Source organism: Pseudomonas sp. TSO6 (assembly GCF_056098905.1).
In genome coordinates this window covers 1-17,508 of sequence record NZ_JBLZWV010000018.1, presented here as the reverse complement: position 1 = coordinate 17,508, position 17,508 = coordinate 1, and the positions used below count along the sequence as shown (strand labels likewise).

Below are 17,508 nucleotides of genomic sequence, written 5' to 3'. Positions count from 1 at the left end.
GGTATGTCCCGCCTTTGTGGCGTACGTGGGGTCGGGTCTTCGCCGGCGGTAGGGCCCTGACAGGCCATAAAGAGACGCAGGCCTCATTGACAATAGCCGAATCCACCGCCAATAATCAGCAAAGTCATACGACAACCTACAACAATTAACAACAAGAGCCGGCCATGACCACTACCCCCCTCAATCGCCTGCTGCTCACCGGAGCCGCAGGCGGCCTGGGCAAGGTCCTTCGCGAACGCCTGCAAGGCTACGCCGAGGTCCTGCGCCTTTCCGATATCAGCCCGATGGCACCTGCTGCAGGCCCGCATGAAGAGGTGATTACCTGCGACCTGGCCGACAAAGCTGCGGTACATGCGCTGGTTGACGGCGTTGATGCCATCATCCACTTCGGCGGTGTGTCCACCGAGCATTCCTTCGAAGACATCCTCGGGCCAAACATCTGCGGCGTGTTCCATGTTTACGAGGCCGCACGCAAGCATGGCGTGAAGCGCATCATCTTCGCCAGCTCCAACCACACCATTGGTTTCTACCGCCAGGACGAGCGCATCGACGCCCACTCGCCGCGCCGCCCCGACAGCTACTACGGGCTGTCCAAGTGCTACGGCGAGGATGTAGCCAGTTTCTACTTCGATCGCTACGGCATCGAGACCGTCAGCATTCGCATCGGCTCTTCGTTCCCGCAACCGCAAAACCCGCGCATGCTCTGCACCTGGCTGAGCTACGACGACCTGGTGCAACTGATCGAGCGCGGGTTGTTCACGCCCGACGTTGGCCACACCATCGTCTACGGCGCCTCCGATAACCGCACCGTGTGGTGGGACAACCGCTATGCCGAGCACCTTGGCTATGAGCCCAAGGACAGCTCCGAGCGCTTCCGCGCCGCTGTGGAAGCCCAACCGGCGCCTGCCGCCGATGACCCGAGCATGGTCTACCAGGGCGGCGCCTTCGCCGTGGCCGGCCCGTTCAACTGAACCCACGCACGCCAGGAGGCACGGCCATGAACTGTGAACTGATCGTCGACGCCCGCAACGGCACCGGCGAAAGCCCCGTATGGCACCCCAGCGAACAGGCCCTGTACTGGGTCGACATCCCCGCCCGTCAGTTGCACCGCTGGCAGGCGGCCGATGGCAAGCACCAGGTCTGGCAGGGCGACGAGATGCTGGCCTGCATCGCGCGCAGCGGCCAGGGCTGGGTCGCCGGCATGGAAAGCGGCATTTTTCAGCTGCAGCCCAAGCCCGATGGCAGCCTTGATAAGCGCCTGCTCAGCAGCGTGCCGCACGCCCAGGCCGGCATGCGCTTCAACGATGGGCGCTGCGACCGCCAGGGCCGCTTCTGGGCCGGGACCATGCTGCTGGACATGCAGCAAGGTGCTCATGTGGGTGCGCTGTACCGCCATGATGGAGAAGGCCAGCTGCACCTGCTGCAAGACGGCATGATCGTGCCCAACGGCCTGGCTTTCAGCCCCGACGGCACACGCATGTACCTGTCCGACTCGCACCCAAACGTGCAGAAGGTCTGGGCTTTCGACTACGACATCGACAGCGGCACGCCTCATAACAAGCGGCTGTTCGTCGACATGCGCGGCTACCCTGGGCGCCCCGACGGCGCCGCTATCGACCAGGATGGCTGCTACTGGATCTGCGGCAACGACGCCGGGCAAGTTCACCGTTTCACCCCTGACGGGCGCCTCGACCGCTCGCTCAGCGTGCCGGTGAAAAAGCCGGCAATGTGCGCCTTTGGTGGCGCCAACCTCGACACCCTTTACGTCACCTCGATCCGCCCCACAGGCACAGACCTCAGTGACCAGCCCCTGGCGGGCGGGGTATTTGCCCTCAACCCTGACACCAAGGGCCTGGAGGAACCTGCCTACCGGGGCTGACGCCCTCTGCCGCACCCACACTTGCACACACGAAACCGGATAATAAAAACCACGGAGTTTCATCATGACGTTCAAACGCAAGCTGCTCCTTGCCGTACTCCCGTTCGCCTTCAGCGTGGCCATGCCCGCCTCGGCACTGGACATCAAGTTCGCCGAAATTCACCCGGCCGGCTACCCGACCGTGGTCGCCGAGCAGAACATGGGCAAAAAACTCGAGCAGGCCAGCAACGGCGACATCACCTTCAAGATGTTCGCCGGCGGTGTGCTGGGCTCGGAAAAGGAAGTGATCGAACAGGCGCAGATCGGTGCGGTGCAGATGACCCGCGTCAGCTTAGGGATCGTCGGCCCGGTAGTACCGGATGTGAACGTGTTCAACATGCCGTTCGTGTTCCGCGACCATGATCACATGCGCAAGATCATCGACGGCGAGATCGGCCAGGAAATCCTCGACAAGATCACCAACTCCGACTTCAACCTGGTGGCTTTGGCCTGGATGGACGGGGGCTCGCGCAGCATCTACACGAAAAAGCCGGTACGCAGCCTGGAAGACCTCAAGGGCATGAAGATTCGCGTACAGGGCAACCCGCTGTTCATCGACATGATGAACGCCATGGGCGGCAACGGCATCGCCATGGACACCGGGGAAATCTTCAGCGCCCTGCAAACCGGCGTGATCGATGGCGCCGAGAACAACCCGCCCACCCTGCTTGAGCACAACCACTTCCAGAGCGCCAAGTACTACACCCTGACCGGCCACCTGATCCTGCCGGAACCCGTGGTGATGTCCAAGACCACCTGGAACAAGCTCAGCCCCGAGCAGCAGGCGTTGGTGAAGAAGGTGGCGCGTGAAGCACAGATGGAAGAGCGCGCGCTGTGGGACGCCAAGTCCGCCGCCAGCGAAGAGAAGCTCAAGGCCGCTGGTGTCGAGTTCATTACCGTCGACAAGAAGCCGTTCTATGACGCCACCGCTTCGGTACGCGAGAAGTACGGCGCGCCGTACGCCGACCTGATGAAGCGTATCGACGCCGTCCAGTAACAGCGGCCCCAGCCCAATCGACCTCGGCAGTGCGGCGCCCGCCGCCCTGCCGCTTTGGTGATGCCCATGAAAAACCTCTTCCTGCGTGTAAACGACACGCTGTACCGCGCCTGTATCTGGATCGCCGGCCTGTCGATCCTGACCATGACGCTGATCATTCCCTGGGGCATCTTTGCCCGTTACGTGCTCGGTACCGGCTCCAGCTGGCCGGAGCCGGTGGCCATCCTGCTGATGGTGGTGTTCACCTTCGTCGGCGCCGCTGCCAGCTACCGGGCCGGGGCGCACATGGCGGTGGCGATGATCACCGATCGCCTGCCACCGCTGCAGCGCAGCATGGTCGCGCTTCTGGTGCAGGTCCTGATGATCCTGGTATGCGTGTTCATGACCTACTACGGCACCAAGCTGTGCATCACTACCTGGAACCAGTTTCTGGCATCCCTGCCGGGTGTGCGGGTGGGCATGACCTATGCGCCGATCCCGGTCGGTGGCGTGCTGACCCTGGTCTTTGTGCTGGAAAAACTCCTGATGGGCGACCAGAGCCACCGCAAGGTGGTGCGTTTCGACCACGTAGAAGAAAGCGAAGGAGCGGCATAAATGGATGCGTTCATTCTGTTGGGCAGTTTCATTGCACTCATCCTGCTGGGCATGCCGGTGGCCTACGCCCTGGGCCTGTCGGCGCTGATCGGCGCCTGGTGGATCGACATCCCGCTGCAGGCGATGATGATCCAGGTGGCCAGTGGGGTTAACAAGTTCTCGCTGCTGGCCATTCCATTCTTCGTGCTGGCCGGCGCGATCATGGCCGAAGGCGGCATGTCACGGCGTCTGGTGGCCTTTGCCGGGGTGCTGGTGGGCTTCGTGCGTGGCGGGCTGTCGCTGGTCAACATCATGGCCTCGACCTTCTTCGGTGCAATTTCCGGCTCGTCGGTGGCCGACACCGCCTCGGTGGGCTCGGTGCTGATCCCGGAGATGGAACGTAAAGGCTACCCGCGCGAGTTCTCCACCGCCGTGACCGTCAGTGGCTCGGTGCAAGCGCTGCTGACCCCACCCAGCCACAACTCGGTGCTGTACTCGCTGGCGGCGGGCGGCACGGTATCCATTGCCTCGCTGTTCATGGCGGGGGTGATGCCCGGCTTGCTGCTGAGCGCGGTGATGATGGGCCTGTGCCTGATCTTCGCGAAGAAGCGCAACTACCCCAAGGGCGAAGTGATCCCGCTGCGCCAGGCGTTGAAAATTGCCGGTGAGGCGCTGTGGGGCCTGATGGCCATGGTCATCATCCTCGGCGGCATCCTGTCGGGCGTGTTCACCGCGACCGAATCGGCAGCCGTGGCAGTGGTATGGTCATTCTTCGTGACCATGTTCATCTACCGCGACTACAAGTGGCGCGACCTGCCCAAGCTGATGCACCGCACGGTACGGACCATCTCCATCGTGATGATCCTGATCGGCTTTGCCGCCAGCTTCGGCTACGTGATGACGCTGATGCAGATCCCGTCGAAGATCACCACGGCGTTCCTGACCCTGTCGGACAACCGCTACGTGATTCTGATGTGCATCAACTTCATGCTGTTGCTGCTGGGCACGGTGATGGACATGGCGCCGTTAATCCTGATCCTCACGCCGATCCTGCTGCCGGTGATTACCGGTATTGGTGTGGACCCGGTGCACTTCGGCATGATCATGCTGGTGAACCTGGGAATCGGGCTGATAACACCACCGGTGGGCGCCGTGCTGTTCGTGGGCTCGGCCATCGGCAAGGTGAGCATCGAGTCGACGGTGAAGGCGCTGCTGCCGTTCTACCTGGCGCTGTTCCTGGTGCTGATGGCGGTGACTTACATTCCGGCCATCTCCCTGTGGCTGCCTAGCGTGGTGCTTTAACTGCAATCGGGGCCGCTCTGCGCCCCATCGCCGGCAAGCCAGCTCCAACAGGATTGTGCAGCCTTCCAGCCCTGCGCAAGCCCTGTGGGAGCTGGCTTGCCGGCGATGGGCTGTAAAGCAGCACTCTGGTTCTTTCTGCAAATGGATCCTGCACATGGCTGTTCCCTCCTCGGCTGTACCTCTATTCCCGCGCAAACTGGCCATCGCCCTGCTCGCCCTGCTGGCCTGTTCATTCGCCGGCAACCACATCGCCGCGCGCATCGCCTTCGATGACGGCACCGGCGTGCTGCTGGCGATTCTCTGCCGCTCAGGCATCACCTTGCTGGCACTGGCCTGCCTGCTGTTGTGGCAACGCCAGGCGCTGGGCCTGCCGGCAGGCACCCGGCACTGGCAGCTGCTGCTGGGCCTGCTGATCGCCACCCAAAGCCTGTGCCTGTACTCGGCGGTGGCGCGCATTCCGGTAGCCCTGGCGCTGCTGGTGGGCAACACCTTCCCGATGCTGCTGGCGCTGCTTACCTGGGCGCTGGGCGGCGCACGCCCCACCGGCCGCACTGTGCTGTTCATGGGCCTGATCCTGTGCGGCCTGGTGCTGGCGCTGGATGTGCCGGCACGCCTTGCCGACAGCGGCACGGCCAACCCGCACTGGGCGCTAGGGGTCGGCCTGGCGTTCGGCGCTGCCTGTGCTTTCGCCTGCGCGTTGTGGATCACCGACCACAAACTGGCCAGCGTGCGCGGCCCCGTGCGCAGCCTGCTGACCTTGCTGATCGTGTTCTCCAGCATGCTGGTTGCAGGCGCAAGCGGCGTGATGCCGTCCGGCTTGTCACTGCCGGGCAGCAGCAGTGGCTGGGTGGCTTTAGCCAGCCTGGTGGTGCTGTATGGCCTGGCCTTCACCTTGCTATTCGTGTGTGTGCCAAGGCTGAACATGGCGCAGAACGCACCGGTGATGAACGTCGAACCCATCGCCACGCTGCTGCTGGGCTGGGCCTTGCTCGACCAGCAGCTCGGTACCCTGCAATTACTCGGCGGTGCCGTGGTGGTGTGCGGCATCGTGCTGCTCACCTACCGTCGGGCCAGTTGATTGTTCATTTGAAAGGAGCCTTGAATGGCTGTGACCGAACTGCACCTGCAGGACCACCTGACCCGCCTGAGCCTGGCTCCGGAGCTGGGCGCCAGCCTGGTCAACTGGGAAGTGCAAGCGACCGGGCAAGCGCTGCTGCGCCATTCTGACCCGGCCGCGCTGGCCAGTGGCGCCCCGCGACGCCTGGCCTGTTACCCGCTGGCGCCATGGTCCAACCGTATTGCCGAGGGTGGCTTTGCCCGGCCGGAAGGCTGGCAGGCATTGGCGCCCAATACCGGCCATGACCCTTACCCGATTCATGGCAGTGCCTGGCAACAGGCCTGGCAGGTAGAACACCACAGTGAACGACGGGCCCGGTTGACGCTGGACAGTGCAGTGCCGTTTGCCTACCAAGCCACGCTGGATGTGCACCTGCAGGATGGCTGCCTGAGCCTGGACCTGCATGTGACGCACCTGGATGAACCAGCTACCTGGTATGGGTTGGGGTTGCATCCTTACTTCCCGCGGTATCCCGATACCCAGCTATATGCAGTGGCGCGCAAGGTATGGCTGGCAGAGGACGGGCGGTTGCCGTCGTACCAGGCCGAGGTGCCCGAGCAGTGGTGTTTCAATGCCCTGGGGCGTTTGCCCGAGACGGTGGTCGATCACGCCTTCAGTGGCTGGCCGGGAGAGTGTGTGATCGAACAGCCAAGCGCGGGTTATCGACTGGCGTGCAGTGCCAGCGGGGCTGAGCACTTCTTGCTGTTTTGCCCGCAGGGGCAAGGGTTTTTCTGCTTTGAACCGGTAAGCCACCCGGTCAATGCGCATCACCTGCCAGGGCGGCCGGGGTTGCGGTTGTTGCGGCAGGGGGAAGGAAGGAGCCTGGGGTTCAGGATGCAGTATCGACCCCTTTGATTGTGTTGCCTTGATCGGGGCTGCTGCGCAGCCCATCGCCGGCAAGCCAGCTCCCACTTGATCGTATAGACCTCAAGCCTTGTGCAGTACCTGTGGGAGCAGGGGGAAGGGATGAGACTGGTGCTCCGGTTGCAGTATCGGCCGCTTTGATTGTGTTGCCTTGATTGGGGCTGCTGCGCAGCCCATCGCCGGCAAGCCAGCTCCCACTTGATCGTATAGACCTCAAGCCTTGTGCAGTACCTGTGGGAGCCTGGCTTGCCGGCGATGGGCCGCAAAGCGGCCCCGAAATTTCAAGCCTTATGCCAATGCCCCGGTCGGGTTTGCCATCGGCGTGACCGAAGGCTCGCCACGCACCTCCCGGGCCACCTTCCACACCAGCACTGCTGCCACGATATCGAACGCCGCCAGCACCACGAACAGCGGGCTGTAACCGATCTGCGTGACCAGAATGCCGAACACCAGGGTAAACGCTGCTGCCCCCAGGTAACCGCACATGCCGCCCATGCCGGTCGCCGTGGCCACCTGGTCCTTGCTGAACGAGTCGGAGGTGATGGAGTACAACGCCCCTGACAGCGTCTGGTGGGCAAACCCGCCAATGCACAGCAGCAGGATCGCCGTATACGGGCTTTCCACCAGGCCGATGCAGGCCGGGCCGATCATGCAGCTGGCACCGAACACCAGCACCATCTTGCGCGAGGTGAACAGCGACACCTTGAAGTAGCGGTGGAACAGCGGGCTCAGATACCCGCCCAGCACACAGCCGATATCGGCAGCCAGGAACGGCAGCCAGGCGAACATCGCCACTTCCTTGATGTTCATGTGCCGCTCGGTCATCAGGTACAGCGGAATCCAGGCGTTGAAGGTTTGCCAGGCGGGCTCGGAGAGGATCCGCGCCGAAGCGATGGCGTAGAAGTTGCGGGCCTTGAAAATGCGCTTCCAAGCGCCCTTCTCGCGGCTGTCCTGTTTGAAGTGCGCTTCCTGGCCGGCCAGGATGTAGTCGCGCTCTTCATCACTCAGGCGCTTCTGGTCGCGCGGGTGTTTGTACAACAGCATCCACAGCAGGGTCCAGACAATGCCCGAGGCGCCAACGATCACAAACGCCAGCTGCCAGCCACTGTGCAGGATCGCCCACACCACCAGCGGCGGCGCCAGCAAGGCGCCAAGCGACGAGCCGATGTTGAACCAGCCGATCGCCACCGAGCGCTCCTTGGCCGGGAACCACTCGGTGGTAGCCTTGACCCCGGCCGGCAAGCCAGCGGCTTCGGTCATGCCCAGCAACCCGCGCATGAAGGCCATGCTCTGCCAACCGGTGGCCAGGGCGGCGCCAGCACATGCCAGCGACCAGGCCATGGCGAACACGGCAAAGCCCAGCTTGGTGCCGATGAAGTCGATGAACCAGCCGGCTACCGGCTGCATGAGGGCATAGCACACCTGCCAACTGGCAACGATCTTGGCGTATTGCTCGGTACTGATGGAGAGGTCGGTCATCAAGGTGGGGGCGGCCACCGAGAGGGTGTTGCGGGCGAGGTAGTTGACGACGAGCCCAGCCGTGACAAGGCTGACCATCCACCAACGGATGCCTTTCATCTTCATGGTTCACCTGAGTTTCTTGTTTTTAGTGTGGCGAGCAATTGGCGCGAACACCGGCAGCGATATTTGCGACAAATTGTTTCAGGCGGAAGAGTGCCATGTCATAGGTCGTCGTACAACACTTATTATTTCTTAATGTTTCACCTTGCGTTGTACGATCTCAGTCCAGCTGCTGGGCCCGCAGCGCCTGCGCTAGCATGTCGATGAAGGCCCTGACCTTGGCAGAGCCGTACTTGCTCTCGCGATGCAACACATGAATCGGCCAGGGCGCCTCCTCGTACTCCGCCAGGATCACCTGCAACTGCCCACCGGCCAGCTCATCGGCCACTTGGTACGACAACAGGCGGGCAATCCCCAGCCCGCCGCTGGCGGCAGCAATCGCCCCGTCATTGCTGGTCACCGTCAAGCGCGGCTTCATGCGCACCAAGGTTGGCTCTTCTGTCACCCCAAAGCGCCAGCCTGCCCGGGGCGACAGGTTGGTGGTGCCGATCACCGCATGCCCGGCCAGGTCGGAGGGATGCTTCGGCACGCCATGGCGCGCCAGGTAGTCGGGTGACGCACACAACATGCGCCGCACCCTGCCGACCCGCAATGCCTTCAACCCGGAGTCGGGCAACGGGCCGATGCGCACGGCCACGTCCATGCCCTCCTCGACCATGTTCACCACACGGTCGAGGAAGTAGGCGGAAACATCGACGTCCGGGTACTGCTGCAGGTAGCGAACGATACAGGGCATGACGAACTTCTTGCCGAACAGGATCGGGGCGGTAACTGCCAGGTCGCCTTTGGGGGTGGCGTTGATGCCAGCGGCCGCCTCGTTGGCCTCGTGGATGCTGGCCAGGATGTGCCGGGTGTCCTCCAGGTAGCGGCCGCCGGCTTCGGTAAGGCGCACGCTGCGGGTGGTGCGCAGCAGCAGCTTCACGCCAAGCTGGTCCTCCAAGGCGCTGACGGCGCGGGTGACGGCGGCCGGGGAAATGTCCAGGCGGCGCGCGGCGGCGGCGAAGCTCTCCAGCTCACCTACCGCGACGAACACCTTCATCAGGTGGATCTGGTCCATGCGGGCTCCTGGGTATTTGGGGGTGCCGGGATTATCGGTTATCCGGGCGCTTTGTGGTGCCTGCCTTGGCCTCATCGCCGGCAAGCCAGCTCCCACCTCGACCGCATTGAGCTCTAGGTATGTGCAATCCCTGTGGGAGCTGGCTTGCCGGCGAAGAGGCCCGGACAGGGATATCAGATATCCAGCACCAGCGCCTGTATCCCCTCCTCAACCCGCCCCGGTACCGCACAACAGATCAGTACCGATCCCGCCTCCGGCAGCTCTGCCGGTGGGTTCGGGTAATGCACCTGGCCGCTCACCAACCTGGTCTTGCAGGTACCGCACGACCCACCCCGGCAACTGAACTCCGGCGCCAACCCACGCGCCTCGGCCAGCTCCAGCAGGGTACCGCTGCCAGGTGCCCAACGCGCCTCCTTGGCCGACGCCGCGAAGTACACAGGTACTGGCTCGCTGGCCGCAGGCGGCTGTTGCAAGGTGGGCTGGCCTGCATCCGTGTGCCGCCGCAGCGTCGACGGGCCAAAGGCTTCAGCGTGAATGCGCGCGTCCGGCACATGCACCGTGCGCAGCCCTTCGTAAAGGTCCTGAGTAAAGCTGCCCGGGCCGCACAGGTAGAAATCGTAGTCGTCCAGCGCCAGCGTCGCCTTGACCTGCTCGATGCCAAGCCGGCCGGTAAACTCATAATCCTGCCCGGCCACGGCATGGTCTTCTGGCTGGCTCAGGGCGCGATGAACGTGCAGCAAGGCGCCGGCCTGTTGCCGCAAGCTTGCCAGCTCCTGCCCGAATGGCAGGTCGGCCAGGCTGCGGGCGCCATGGAATAAATGGATGCGCCGTGCCTGCCCTTTGTTCAGCTGCTCACGCAGCATGGCCAGCAATGGCGTGACACCCACGCCCGCGCCAATCAGCACAAGCGGGCGTGTACTCTGCTCATCCAGCGTGAAACTGCCCATAGGCGAGCGCACATCCAGCACATCCCCTGGCTTGACGCGCTCATGCAGGTGCCGAGAGGCGGGCCCCTGCGCTTTTACGCTGATACGCAGGTAGCCATCGGACGGTGCGCTCGACAAGCTGTAGGTCCGGATCATCGCGGCCTCACCGTCGATCTGCACTTGCACCGGAATATGTTGCCCTGGCGCAAAGGTCACACTGCTATCACTGGGCGGCTCAAGGTAGAACGAGCGGATTTCGCGGCTCTCCTGCTCCACCCGCAGCACACGCCAGGCTTGCCATTGGCGCTGCAACTGGCGTTGCTGCAGGCGTGCGTCGGTCTCGGCCCAGGTGCCAGTCATCAGGCTGGTCGGTGCGTATTCCTTGAACGCCCAGCGCAGGGAAACCGCCGCCGGGCGCCACACTACCTGCTCCACCTCCAGCGTCCACAGCCGCTCGGCACCTTCGAAATCCTGGATGGCCGGGCTGTCCAGCAGTACCTCTGCACGCCCGCACAGCTGCAGCACATTGCCGTTGCTGAAATCGATGAACAGCAAGCCGGCCCGCGGGTTCACCAACAAGTTGCCCAAGGTGTTGAAGTGCAGGTTGCCCGCGTAGTCCGGAATGATCAGCCGATTGCCCTCGACCTTGACGAACCCTGGCCGGCCGCCACGGTGAGAAACATCCACAGCGCGCTGGCCGTCACCTTGCTCGACATAGCTGGCGACGAAGAACGTGTCGGCAGCCTGGATCAGGCTGACGCTTGTGGCATCCAGTGTGGTCGCATCGACACGCGCCTGGGCGGGCTCGGCAACGCGGGTGTAGTCACGCAACTGGATGTACTGCGGGCAGTTGCCGAACGACTGCTCCACCCTCACCTGCAGTTGTCCTTCTGCAGCCTGGCGGATCTGCCCGTTGATGCGATTACGCCGACGGGTGTGCAGTTCGATACCCAGCAGGCCGACCGCCTGCCCGGCTACCAGCCCCGGGGTGGCGGGGTCATCTGCTGGCAGCGTGGTGTCGATCGTCAGCACGCGAGGGTCGGGCGAGCTGACGAACCCTTCCGGCCCTTCCAGAAGGGTGGCCCAAGGCCGGCCAAGAACGTCCACGCTGGCGGCCACCATGAACGGCAACTGGTGATAGAAACTACGGTGCTGGTCGGGCATGTAGTCACGAATGACCTTTTGCCCGAACGCCTCCATGCGTTCTGCTACACCGACCTTTTCCTGCAGGGTTTTCTCGCCCGCATGCCAGGGCGAGGGGCGGTGGTCCGGGGGCTGTTGCATGGTGGCGTTCCTCTTGAAGGCGAGGTATCAGGCGCTGGTCTGCAGCCCGATCACAGTGCGTGGCATGGCCACGAAGCCCGGCAGCGACTCGATCCGTGCCAGCCAACTGCGCACGTTGGCATAGGGCTCCAGCGACACGTTGCCTTCGGGGGCGTGGGCGATGTACGAGTAGTTGGCGATGTCGGCGATAGTGGGCGTGCTGCCCGCCAGGAATGGCGCCGTGGCCAGCTCGGCGTCGATCACCTTGAGCAGGGTATGGGCACGGGCAATGACTTCGTCTGTGTTGAACGCAGCGCCGAACACGGTCACCAGGCGCGCAGCAGCGGGGCCAAAGGCCAGCGGGCCTGCAGCCACCGACAACCAGCGCTGGACACGGGCGGCGGCAGCGGGTTCTTCGGGCAGCCAGGTACCGTTGTCGTACTTTTTGGCCAAGTAGACGAGGATGGCATTGGAATCGGCGATCACCGTGCCGTTGTCATCGATAACCGGAACCTGGCCGAACGGGTTGAGGGCCAGAAAATCCGGCTGCTTGTGCGCGCCTTTGGCCAGGTCGACGAACACTAGCTCGGTGGGCAGGTTGAGCAGCGAGAGCATCAATTCGATGCGATGGGCGTGGCCAGACTTGGGGAAGTTGTAGAGCTTGATAGGGTTCGACATGGGTTTGGCTCCTGATCAGCACCGGGATGGGCTGGTGGAACCTATGCTGCACTGGATCGGCTGGCAGCAGAATCAGTGCACAAGGGAAACCATAATTTCGCGGGGCGCAATAATGGTTTCCAAAAGATGTGCAGGTAAGTGCAGGGGCCGCGAGCCAACGAATATCAGGTCAGTGCAGCTTCTTGAAATACCGGAACAGCCCCCGTGCGGCCTCAACTACCTGCGGAACGCAGGCCTGGATATCGGCTTCGCTCATCTGGTCCAGCAGCTCGAAGTTGTCCTCTAGCCCGTGTAGCGAAATGGCCTTGAGCAATAGGTCCTGCTCCAGCGGCAACTCGCCCCAACCGGCAATCTGGGTGCCGCGCATATAGCCGAAGCACCACTCCTCCATGACGATCACAGTGCCACCCTCACCCTCGCTTTCCTCGAACAGCGGCTCGAAGTGGTCGACGTCTTCAGTCAATGCCTCTTTCACCTGATTGGCATAGCGCAACATCAACGCGGTGTACGCTTCTTCATGCGCAGGCTTCTTGAACTTCGGCACCTTGCCACCGGCCACTGCGGGCAGCCATTGCTCCGGGAAGACGGCGACCGGCGAACTGGCCAGCGCGGTGAAAAAGCCATTGAGTTCGGCCAGGTTCAGCACGGAATAGTCGTTGCCGTAGGTGATCAACAGGTCTTCGAGACGGTCGAGTTCTTTTTCGCTGAGTACGGGGAGCATGGGTGAGAATCCTGGGAAGCAAAAGTGTGTGCACCCTAGCACAGCAACGCCGGAAGGGCTGCCCGCGTGAACTACCGCGCGGGCAGATGGTTCAGGCGTGCAACCAGTCGTGCAACTCATGTCGCCTATCGGTGCCAATCAACAGCCACAGCAAGATTCGGCATTTGCGCGGGCAGAGGTGCCCTGCCATGTATACGCCTTTTTTCTGCAGGTCGATTTCTGCGCCCGCAAACCCATAGGTTGCCCGGGCGGTAGGCCCATTACCTGTGCGTGTGGCAACAACTACGGGCAAGGTGGGCGCCAGCTGTTCCAGCACATCGGACCAACTAGCGGCAACATGCCCAGCGCCGAAGCCGGCAATGACCAACCCTTCATAACCCAATGGAGCCACAGCCTGCAGCAGCGCCGTGTCTGCGTCCAGGCAGGCTTCCAGCAGGGCAACGCGCTGGTCGGTGCGATGCGGTACGGGCAGCACTTCCCCTCGTGCTGGCGGATGGCGATAGACCACTTTCCCCTCCACCACTTCGCCCAATGGGCCACATCCCGGCGACTCGAACGCGGCTATCGCCATGCTGGCCGTCTTGCGAACCCTTGCCGCGCGATGGACCTGGTCATTCATCACCACAAGCACACCTCGCCCGCAGCTGCCTTGTGCCAATGCCACCTGAGCCGCAGCCAACAGGTTGGCCGGCCCATCATTGCCCGGCTGGCTGGCCGAGCGCATGGCACCGGTCATCACCAATGGCGCATCGAATGGCCATAGCAGATCGAGGAAATAAGCCGACTCCTCCAGGCTATCGGTCCCTTGGCTCACTACCAAGGCCTGGGCTCCGCGCTCCACCTCGCACCGGGCCCATGCCAGCACGTCCAGCAGCGTCGCGAAGTCCAGCGATGCACTGGGGACCAGGCACAATGAAGCAACGTTCAACTGCGCCATCTCGCGCAACTGTGGCACCTGAAGCAGTTGCTGCTCGCAGCCCAGGGTTGGCGTCACACCACACCCAACAGCCTGGGCCTGCATACTGACCGTGCCCCCAGGCTAGCGATCGACAGCCTGGGCAGGCTCGAATGTTCAGTCATGCTTCTCCCCCCACAAGTAACCCGATCAGAGGCACGATCGCCAACGTGCTGATGGCCATCGACATCACGTTGCCGATGTAGCCATGCACATAAGCCGGCAACCGCTGGGTGATTGCCACTGCCAGCGGCGGAGCCACCAGCGCACCCAGTACTGCGCTGGCCACCACCACTTGCCAGCTGCCGCCATGCGTCAGCACTGCGGCCGGAACGATCGAGACAATCGGAATGTAGGTAGGGTACCACCCACGGGCTTGCCACTGGCCTCGCCAGAATACGACCCCAACCAGCGATGCCAAGGCCTGCCCGGCCACTATCTGCATCACCAACATTGAACCGTACGACGGTGCAGCCGGGGCCAACAGGTAAGCCAGCAACACGCCCAGCAGCAGCCCGAGGCTGGCCAGTTCATTGCCGAAGAATGGCGCTTCGCTGAAATCGGCCAGCACGCGCCGCAAGGTCCAGACCACACCGTAGTCTGGCGGGTTGACGACCGGCGCCACTACGGTGGCTACGCGGCTTTGGCGTACCCATGAAGGAAAGCGCTTGCACAGGATGAAGGCCACGACACTGGCAACCGCCATGCCGCTCACATTGCCAACCACTACGGGCAACTGCAGGGGGTAGCACAGGTAGTTGACTATCAGCAGGCTGGCCGGTGTGACCAGTAGAGCCCCCAGTACCGCCCCTGTGATCGCCACCCGCCAGCCCGCACCAAACAGCAACACCATGGCCGCCGGCAATGACACGAAAGCGACGAAGGTGGGTTGCCAGTCGCCACTGGCCAAGGTCCAGCCCCACAACGCGTGGCTGAGCAGCAAGCCCAAGAACGAACTGGTGAACACCCATGGCCATAACCCGCTGCCATAGCAAATGGCAAAGCCCTGCCAGCGATACCCTCGCACATGGCCCCAGTGCGCCAGGCAAGCGCCCAGCAGCAAGCCCAGTGCGGGCAGCTCGTGCTTGTAGAATGCCACTTCGCTGATATCACCGACGATCCAGCGCAAGCGGCTCAGGGGCTGATCGAGCGTCGCCACCATTACTGCATAATCCGGCCATTGGCCATGGGCAAGGCTCGCAGCGAGCACCACCAGCAGACAGGCAAAAATCAACACAGGCCAACGCTGCTGTCCTGAGAAGAGTAGCGTGTTCATTTGCGACTCCTCAACGTGGCATGGGCGCGTGCAAGCGGTAGCCAAGACTGGCATCGTAGAGGTCGGTACGCCGGTCTCGTGGCAGGTCGTTGAGGGTGTTCCAGATCGGCGCCGAGCGTGCACTGCTCAGATCTACATCCGCATAGAGAATTTCTTCGGACTCTGCACTGCCTACTTCGCCAATCGGCCAGCCATTGGTACCGGCGATCAGCGAGCACCCCAGGAAGCGCCCGCCCCGCTCGCTCCCGACACGGTTCGCGGCGGCGATATAAACGTTGTTGACATGCGCTGCGGTCATGGTCAGGTACGAGGCCATGCAGCGCCCTGCTTCATCGAACAATGGTGGCGGGGTCCATACCCAGTTGTTGAGGCTGCAGATGATGTCGGCGCCTTGCGCCGCCATCAGACGCGGGACTTCCGGGAACCAGATGTCCCAGCATATCAGCAGGCCGATACGTCCGATCGGCGTCTCGAATACCGGGAATCCCAGATCGCCGGGGGTGAACCAGAGTTTTTCCTGGTTCCAGAGATGAGCCTTACGGTAGTGCCCGAGCCGGCCTTCAGGGCCAAACAGTACGGCGCTGTCGTAGAGCTTCAGCCCGTCGCGCTCGGAAAAACCTGCGGCCAGGTAAACTTGGTACTCCTTTGCGAAATCCGCCCAGGCTTTCAGGCTGGGGCCGTCCTGCAGCGTCTCTGCATGGGCATAGGCTTCGGCGCGGGAGTTGAAGGTATAGCCGGTATTGGCCAGCTCAGGCAGCACTATCAGGTTGGCGCCTTCGCCTGCTGCGCGCCGGGCCAGTGCCAGCCCTCTATCCAGGTTTCGCTCACAATGCTCAAGACCGACCTGGGGATCGTACTGGATGACAGCGATACGTACAGGGCTGACGGGGGAACAGGATTCAGACATGGCGGCTTCCTTTTTGTGGTTGTTTTGGAAGGACGCCAGTAAAGCGATGTTGGGCCTGGGAGGGACAGTCAGGGGGGTCCTATGGGACCGAAGGAAAATCACATGATCGCAGTAGGACTCCCCCTACAAAATGACCCGTACGCCGCTATTTCCCAAGCTGATAATGTGGGTAGTGCTCTAGGGTAAAGCCGCCATTGAATTGCGCTGAAGTGTTGTTGCAGAGGTTGATGACCGTATCAATTGCCGTGCGCAAACACGGCTCTGTCCACCCGGCGTCAACTGAGAAGGACTCTCCAGCCAGATACAACCCTGAGCTCGCGCTCAGATCACGGTTGTATTTCATCAGGCTCACCGCATCAAAGTAGGTACCTGCCCTATACAATTTCGCACACCCGAGCGCATTTCGGTCTGTGCTCCAACGCTGTATGCGAATGTTTCGAGTATCGATGTAGGGCGATATCGCCTCACCCACATTGGTGCACCGCAGAAGGATCCGATCGAGCTCCTTCAGGCACTTGGTCGCCAATTCCTCATCAGAGAAGGCTGCCAATTTCGTTGCATCATCCTCCCAGGTGTAACTGAGGAGAATGCAGTCATCGGGGTAGCTGTCGTTGTATCGATAGGCATAGACATCGTGCACAAAGCTATGTGGGGAAATCAGAAATCCGCAGCTCAAACAGCTTGGCGTAATACGCCATAAGCGAGCGGCCATCTTTAGGTGATTCTCCTGTCCTATTGAAGAAAGGCATGCGCATGGCCCCCATCTCAAAAGGAGCTACAGGTTGCTTGTGGCTTGCAGAGCTGTTCACGACTGTCAGGTGTCGCCCGCCTACACGCCGGGACTGCTCGATCAAGGTGATACGGCTAAAACCACAGCGCAATAATTCCCGGGCCGCAGTCAATCCGGTAACGCCGGCGCCGACAATACAAATGCGATGTTCGGGCTGTGTGGCCCGTGCAACGCCTCCCTCTTGTTCGATCAAGCGGCGGTAGTCGAAGCAGAGATCTGGGGGGTTAGGGAAACGCGCGGCCCACGGCTGCATCGGCAGTGATGGGTCGATGGTCAGATTGGCGGGGTGATTGTGTGTAGAACCAATTGTCATGCTCTCGTGTTCTCCATGAGTTGAAGAACCTGAGCATGAGCATTTGCAAGATGCGTGAGGGGGTTGTTATGCAGCACCCGCCGGCACCTACAGGATCTTGAGAAACCTGAAGGGGCCGGCTTGCCAGCGATACAGTCTTCGGTGCTTACACCGCCAGCGCGCGCTCACGCAGCTCGCTGTTGAGGATGCGGTCGTTCTCGCTGTAATCGACCGGGCAGTCGATCACGTGCACGCCTGGGGTCTTGATGCAGTGTTCCAGCAGTGGCAGCA

General features: G+C 62.3%; 15 protein-coding genes and 2 pseudogenes. 7 read left to right on the top strand and 10 right to left on the bottom strand.

Annotation, left to right across the window (positions count from 1 at the left end):
- Positions 1 to 164: 164 nt before the first annotated feature.
- The 7 genes from ACN6NG_RS05275 (at position 165) to ACN6NG_RS05245 (ending at position 6,762) form a co-directional block, all read left to right on the top strand.
- The gene (locus tag ACN6NG_RS05275; RefSeq protein ID WP_063424750.1) at positions 165 to 971 is read left to right on the top strand and encodes an NAD-dependent epimerase/dehydratase family protein; all 807 of its coding nucleotides are present in this window, start codon (positions 165 to 167) and stop codon (positions 969 to 971) included.
- Between the two features lie 26 nt (positions 972 to 997).
- Positions 998 to 1,879, top strand: coding sequence for a glucurono-1,5-lactonase (locus ACN6NG_RS05270; RefSeq protein WP_063424752.1), 882 nt, complete (start codon positions 998 to 1,000; stop codon positions 1,877 to 1,879).
- 64 nt (positions 1,880 to 1,943) lie between these two features.
- The gene (locus ACN6NG_RS05265) at positions 1,944 to 2,915 is read left to right on the top strand and encodes a TRAP transporter substrate-binding protein (RefSeq protein WP_016488691.1); all 972 of its coding nucleotides are present in this window, start codon (positions 1,944 to 1,946) and stop codon (positions 2,913 to 2,915) included.
- A gap of 66 nt (positions 2,916 to 2,981) precedes the next feature.
- Positions 2,982 to 3,509, top strand: coding sequence for a TRAP transporter small permease (locus ACN6NG_RS05260; RefSeq protein ID WP_063424754.1), 528 nt, complete (start codon positions 2,982 to 2,984; stop codon positions 3,507 to 3,509).
- A complete protein-coding gene (locus ACN6NG_RS05255) occupies positions 3,510 to 4,790 on the top strand; it encodes a TRAP transporter large permease (RefSeq protein WP_019472239.1) in 1,281 nt (426 codons plus the stop codon).
- Positions 4,791 to 4,944: 154 nt separating this feature from the next.
- Positions 4,945 to 5,868, top strand: coding sequence for an EamA family transporter (locus tag ACN6NG_RS05250; protein ID WP_063424756.1), 924 nt, complete (start codon positions 4,945 to 4,947; stop codon positions 5,866 to 5,868).
- A gap of 24 nt (positions 5,869 to 5,892) precedes the next feature.
- Complete coding sequence (locus ACN6NG_RS05245) at positions 5,893 to 6,762, top strand: aldose 1-epimerase (protein ID WP_474313132.1); 870 nt, start codon at positions 5,893 to 5,895, stop codon at positions 6,760 to 6,762.
- Between the two features lie 297 nt (positions 6,763 to 7,059).
- On the opposite strand, the gene ACN6NG_RS05240 is transcribed toward ACN6NG_RS05245, so the two are convergent.
- The 10 genes and pseudogenes from ACN6NG_RS05240 to ACN6NG_RS05195 form a co-directional block, all read right to left on the bottom strand.
- Positions 7,060 to 8,355 carry an MFS transporter gene (locus ACN6NG_RS05240; protein WP_049275915.1) on the bottom strand — a complete coding sequence of 432 codons (1,296 nt, stop codon included), beginning with the start codon at positions 8,353 to 8,355 and terminating at the stop codon, positions 7,060 to 7,062.
- 157 nt (positions 8,356 to 8,512) lie between these two features.
- A complete protein-coding gene (locus ACN6NG_RS05235; protein ID WP_063424760.1) occupies positions 8,513 to 9,409 on the bottom strand; it encodes a LysR family transcriptional regulator in 897 nt (298 codons plus the stop codon).
- 173 nt (positions 9,410 to 9,582) lie between these two features.
- On the bottom strand, positions 9,583 to 11,619 hold the full coding sequence (locus ACN6NG_RS05230) for a pyridoxamine 5'-phosphate oxidase family protein (protein WP_353455883.1): 2,037 nt from the start codon (positions 11,617 to 11,619) through the stop codon (positions 9,583 to 9,585).
- 27 nt (positions 11,620 to 11,646) lie between these two features.
- Positions 11,647 to 12,276 (bottom strand): glutathione S-transferase family protein, encoded by a 630-nt coding sequence (locus tag ACN6NG_RS05225; protein ID WP_063424764.1) that lies wholly within the window; start codon positions 12,274 to 12,276, stop codon positions 11,647 to 11,649.
- 169 nt (positions 12,277 to 12,445) lie between these two features.
- Entirely contained in the window at positions 12,446 to 12,997 is a 552-nt protein-coding gene (locus ACN6NG_RS05220; RefSeq protein WP_474313131.1) for a UPF0149 family protein, read from the bottom strand.
- A gap of 91 nt (positions 12,998 to 13,088) precedes the next feature.
- Positions 13,089 to 14,077: pseudogene (locus ACN6NG_RS05215) on the bottom strand (asparaginase).
- The gene (locus ACN6NG_RS05210; RefSeq protein ID WP_063424770.1) at positions 14,074 to 15,228 is read right to left on the bottom strand and encodes a hypothetical protein; all 1,155 of its coding nucleotides are present in this window, start codon (positions 15,226 to 15,228) and stop codon (positions 14,074 to 14,076) included. Before ACN6NG_RS05210 ends, ACN6NG_RS05215 begins: the two are co-directional and overlap by 4 nt.
- 10 nt (positions 15,229 to 15,238) lie before the next feature.
- On the bottom strand, positions 15,239 to 16,135 hold the full coding sequence (locus ACN6NG_RS05205) for a nitrilase family protein (protein WP_063424772.1): 897 nt from the start codon (positions 16,133 to 16,135) through the stop codon (positions 15,239 to 15,241).
- Positions 16,136 to 16,280: 145 nt separating this feature from the next.
- Positions 16,281 to 17,238, bottom strand: a pseudogene (locus ACN6NG_RS05200) (FAD-dependent oxidoreductase).
- A 145-nt stretch (positions 17,239 to 17,383) separates the two neighbouring features.
- Positions 17,384 to 17,508: hypothetical protein (locus ACN6NG_RS05195; protein WP_226342985.1), on the bottom strand; the 125-nt coding region annotated here is incomplete at its 5' end.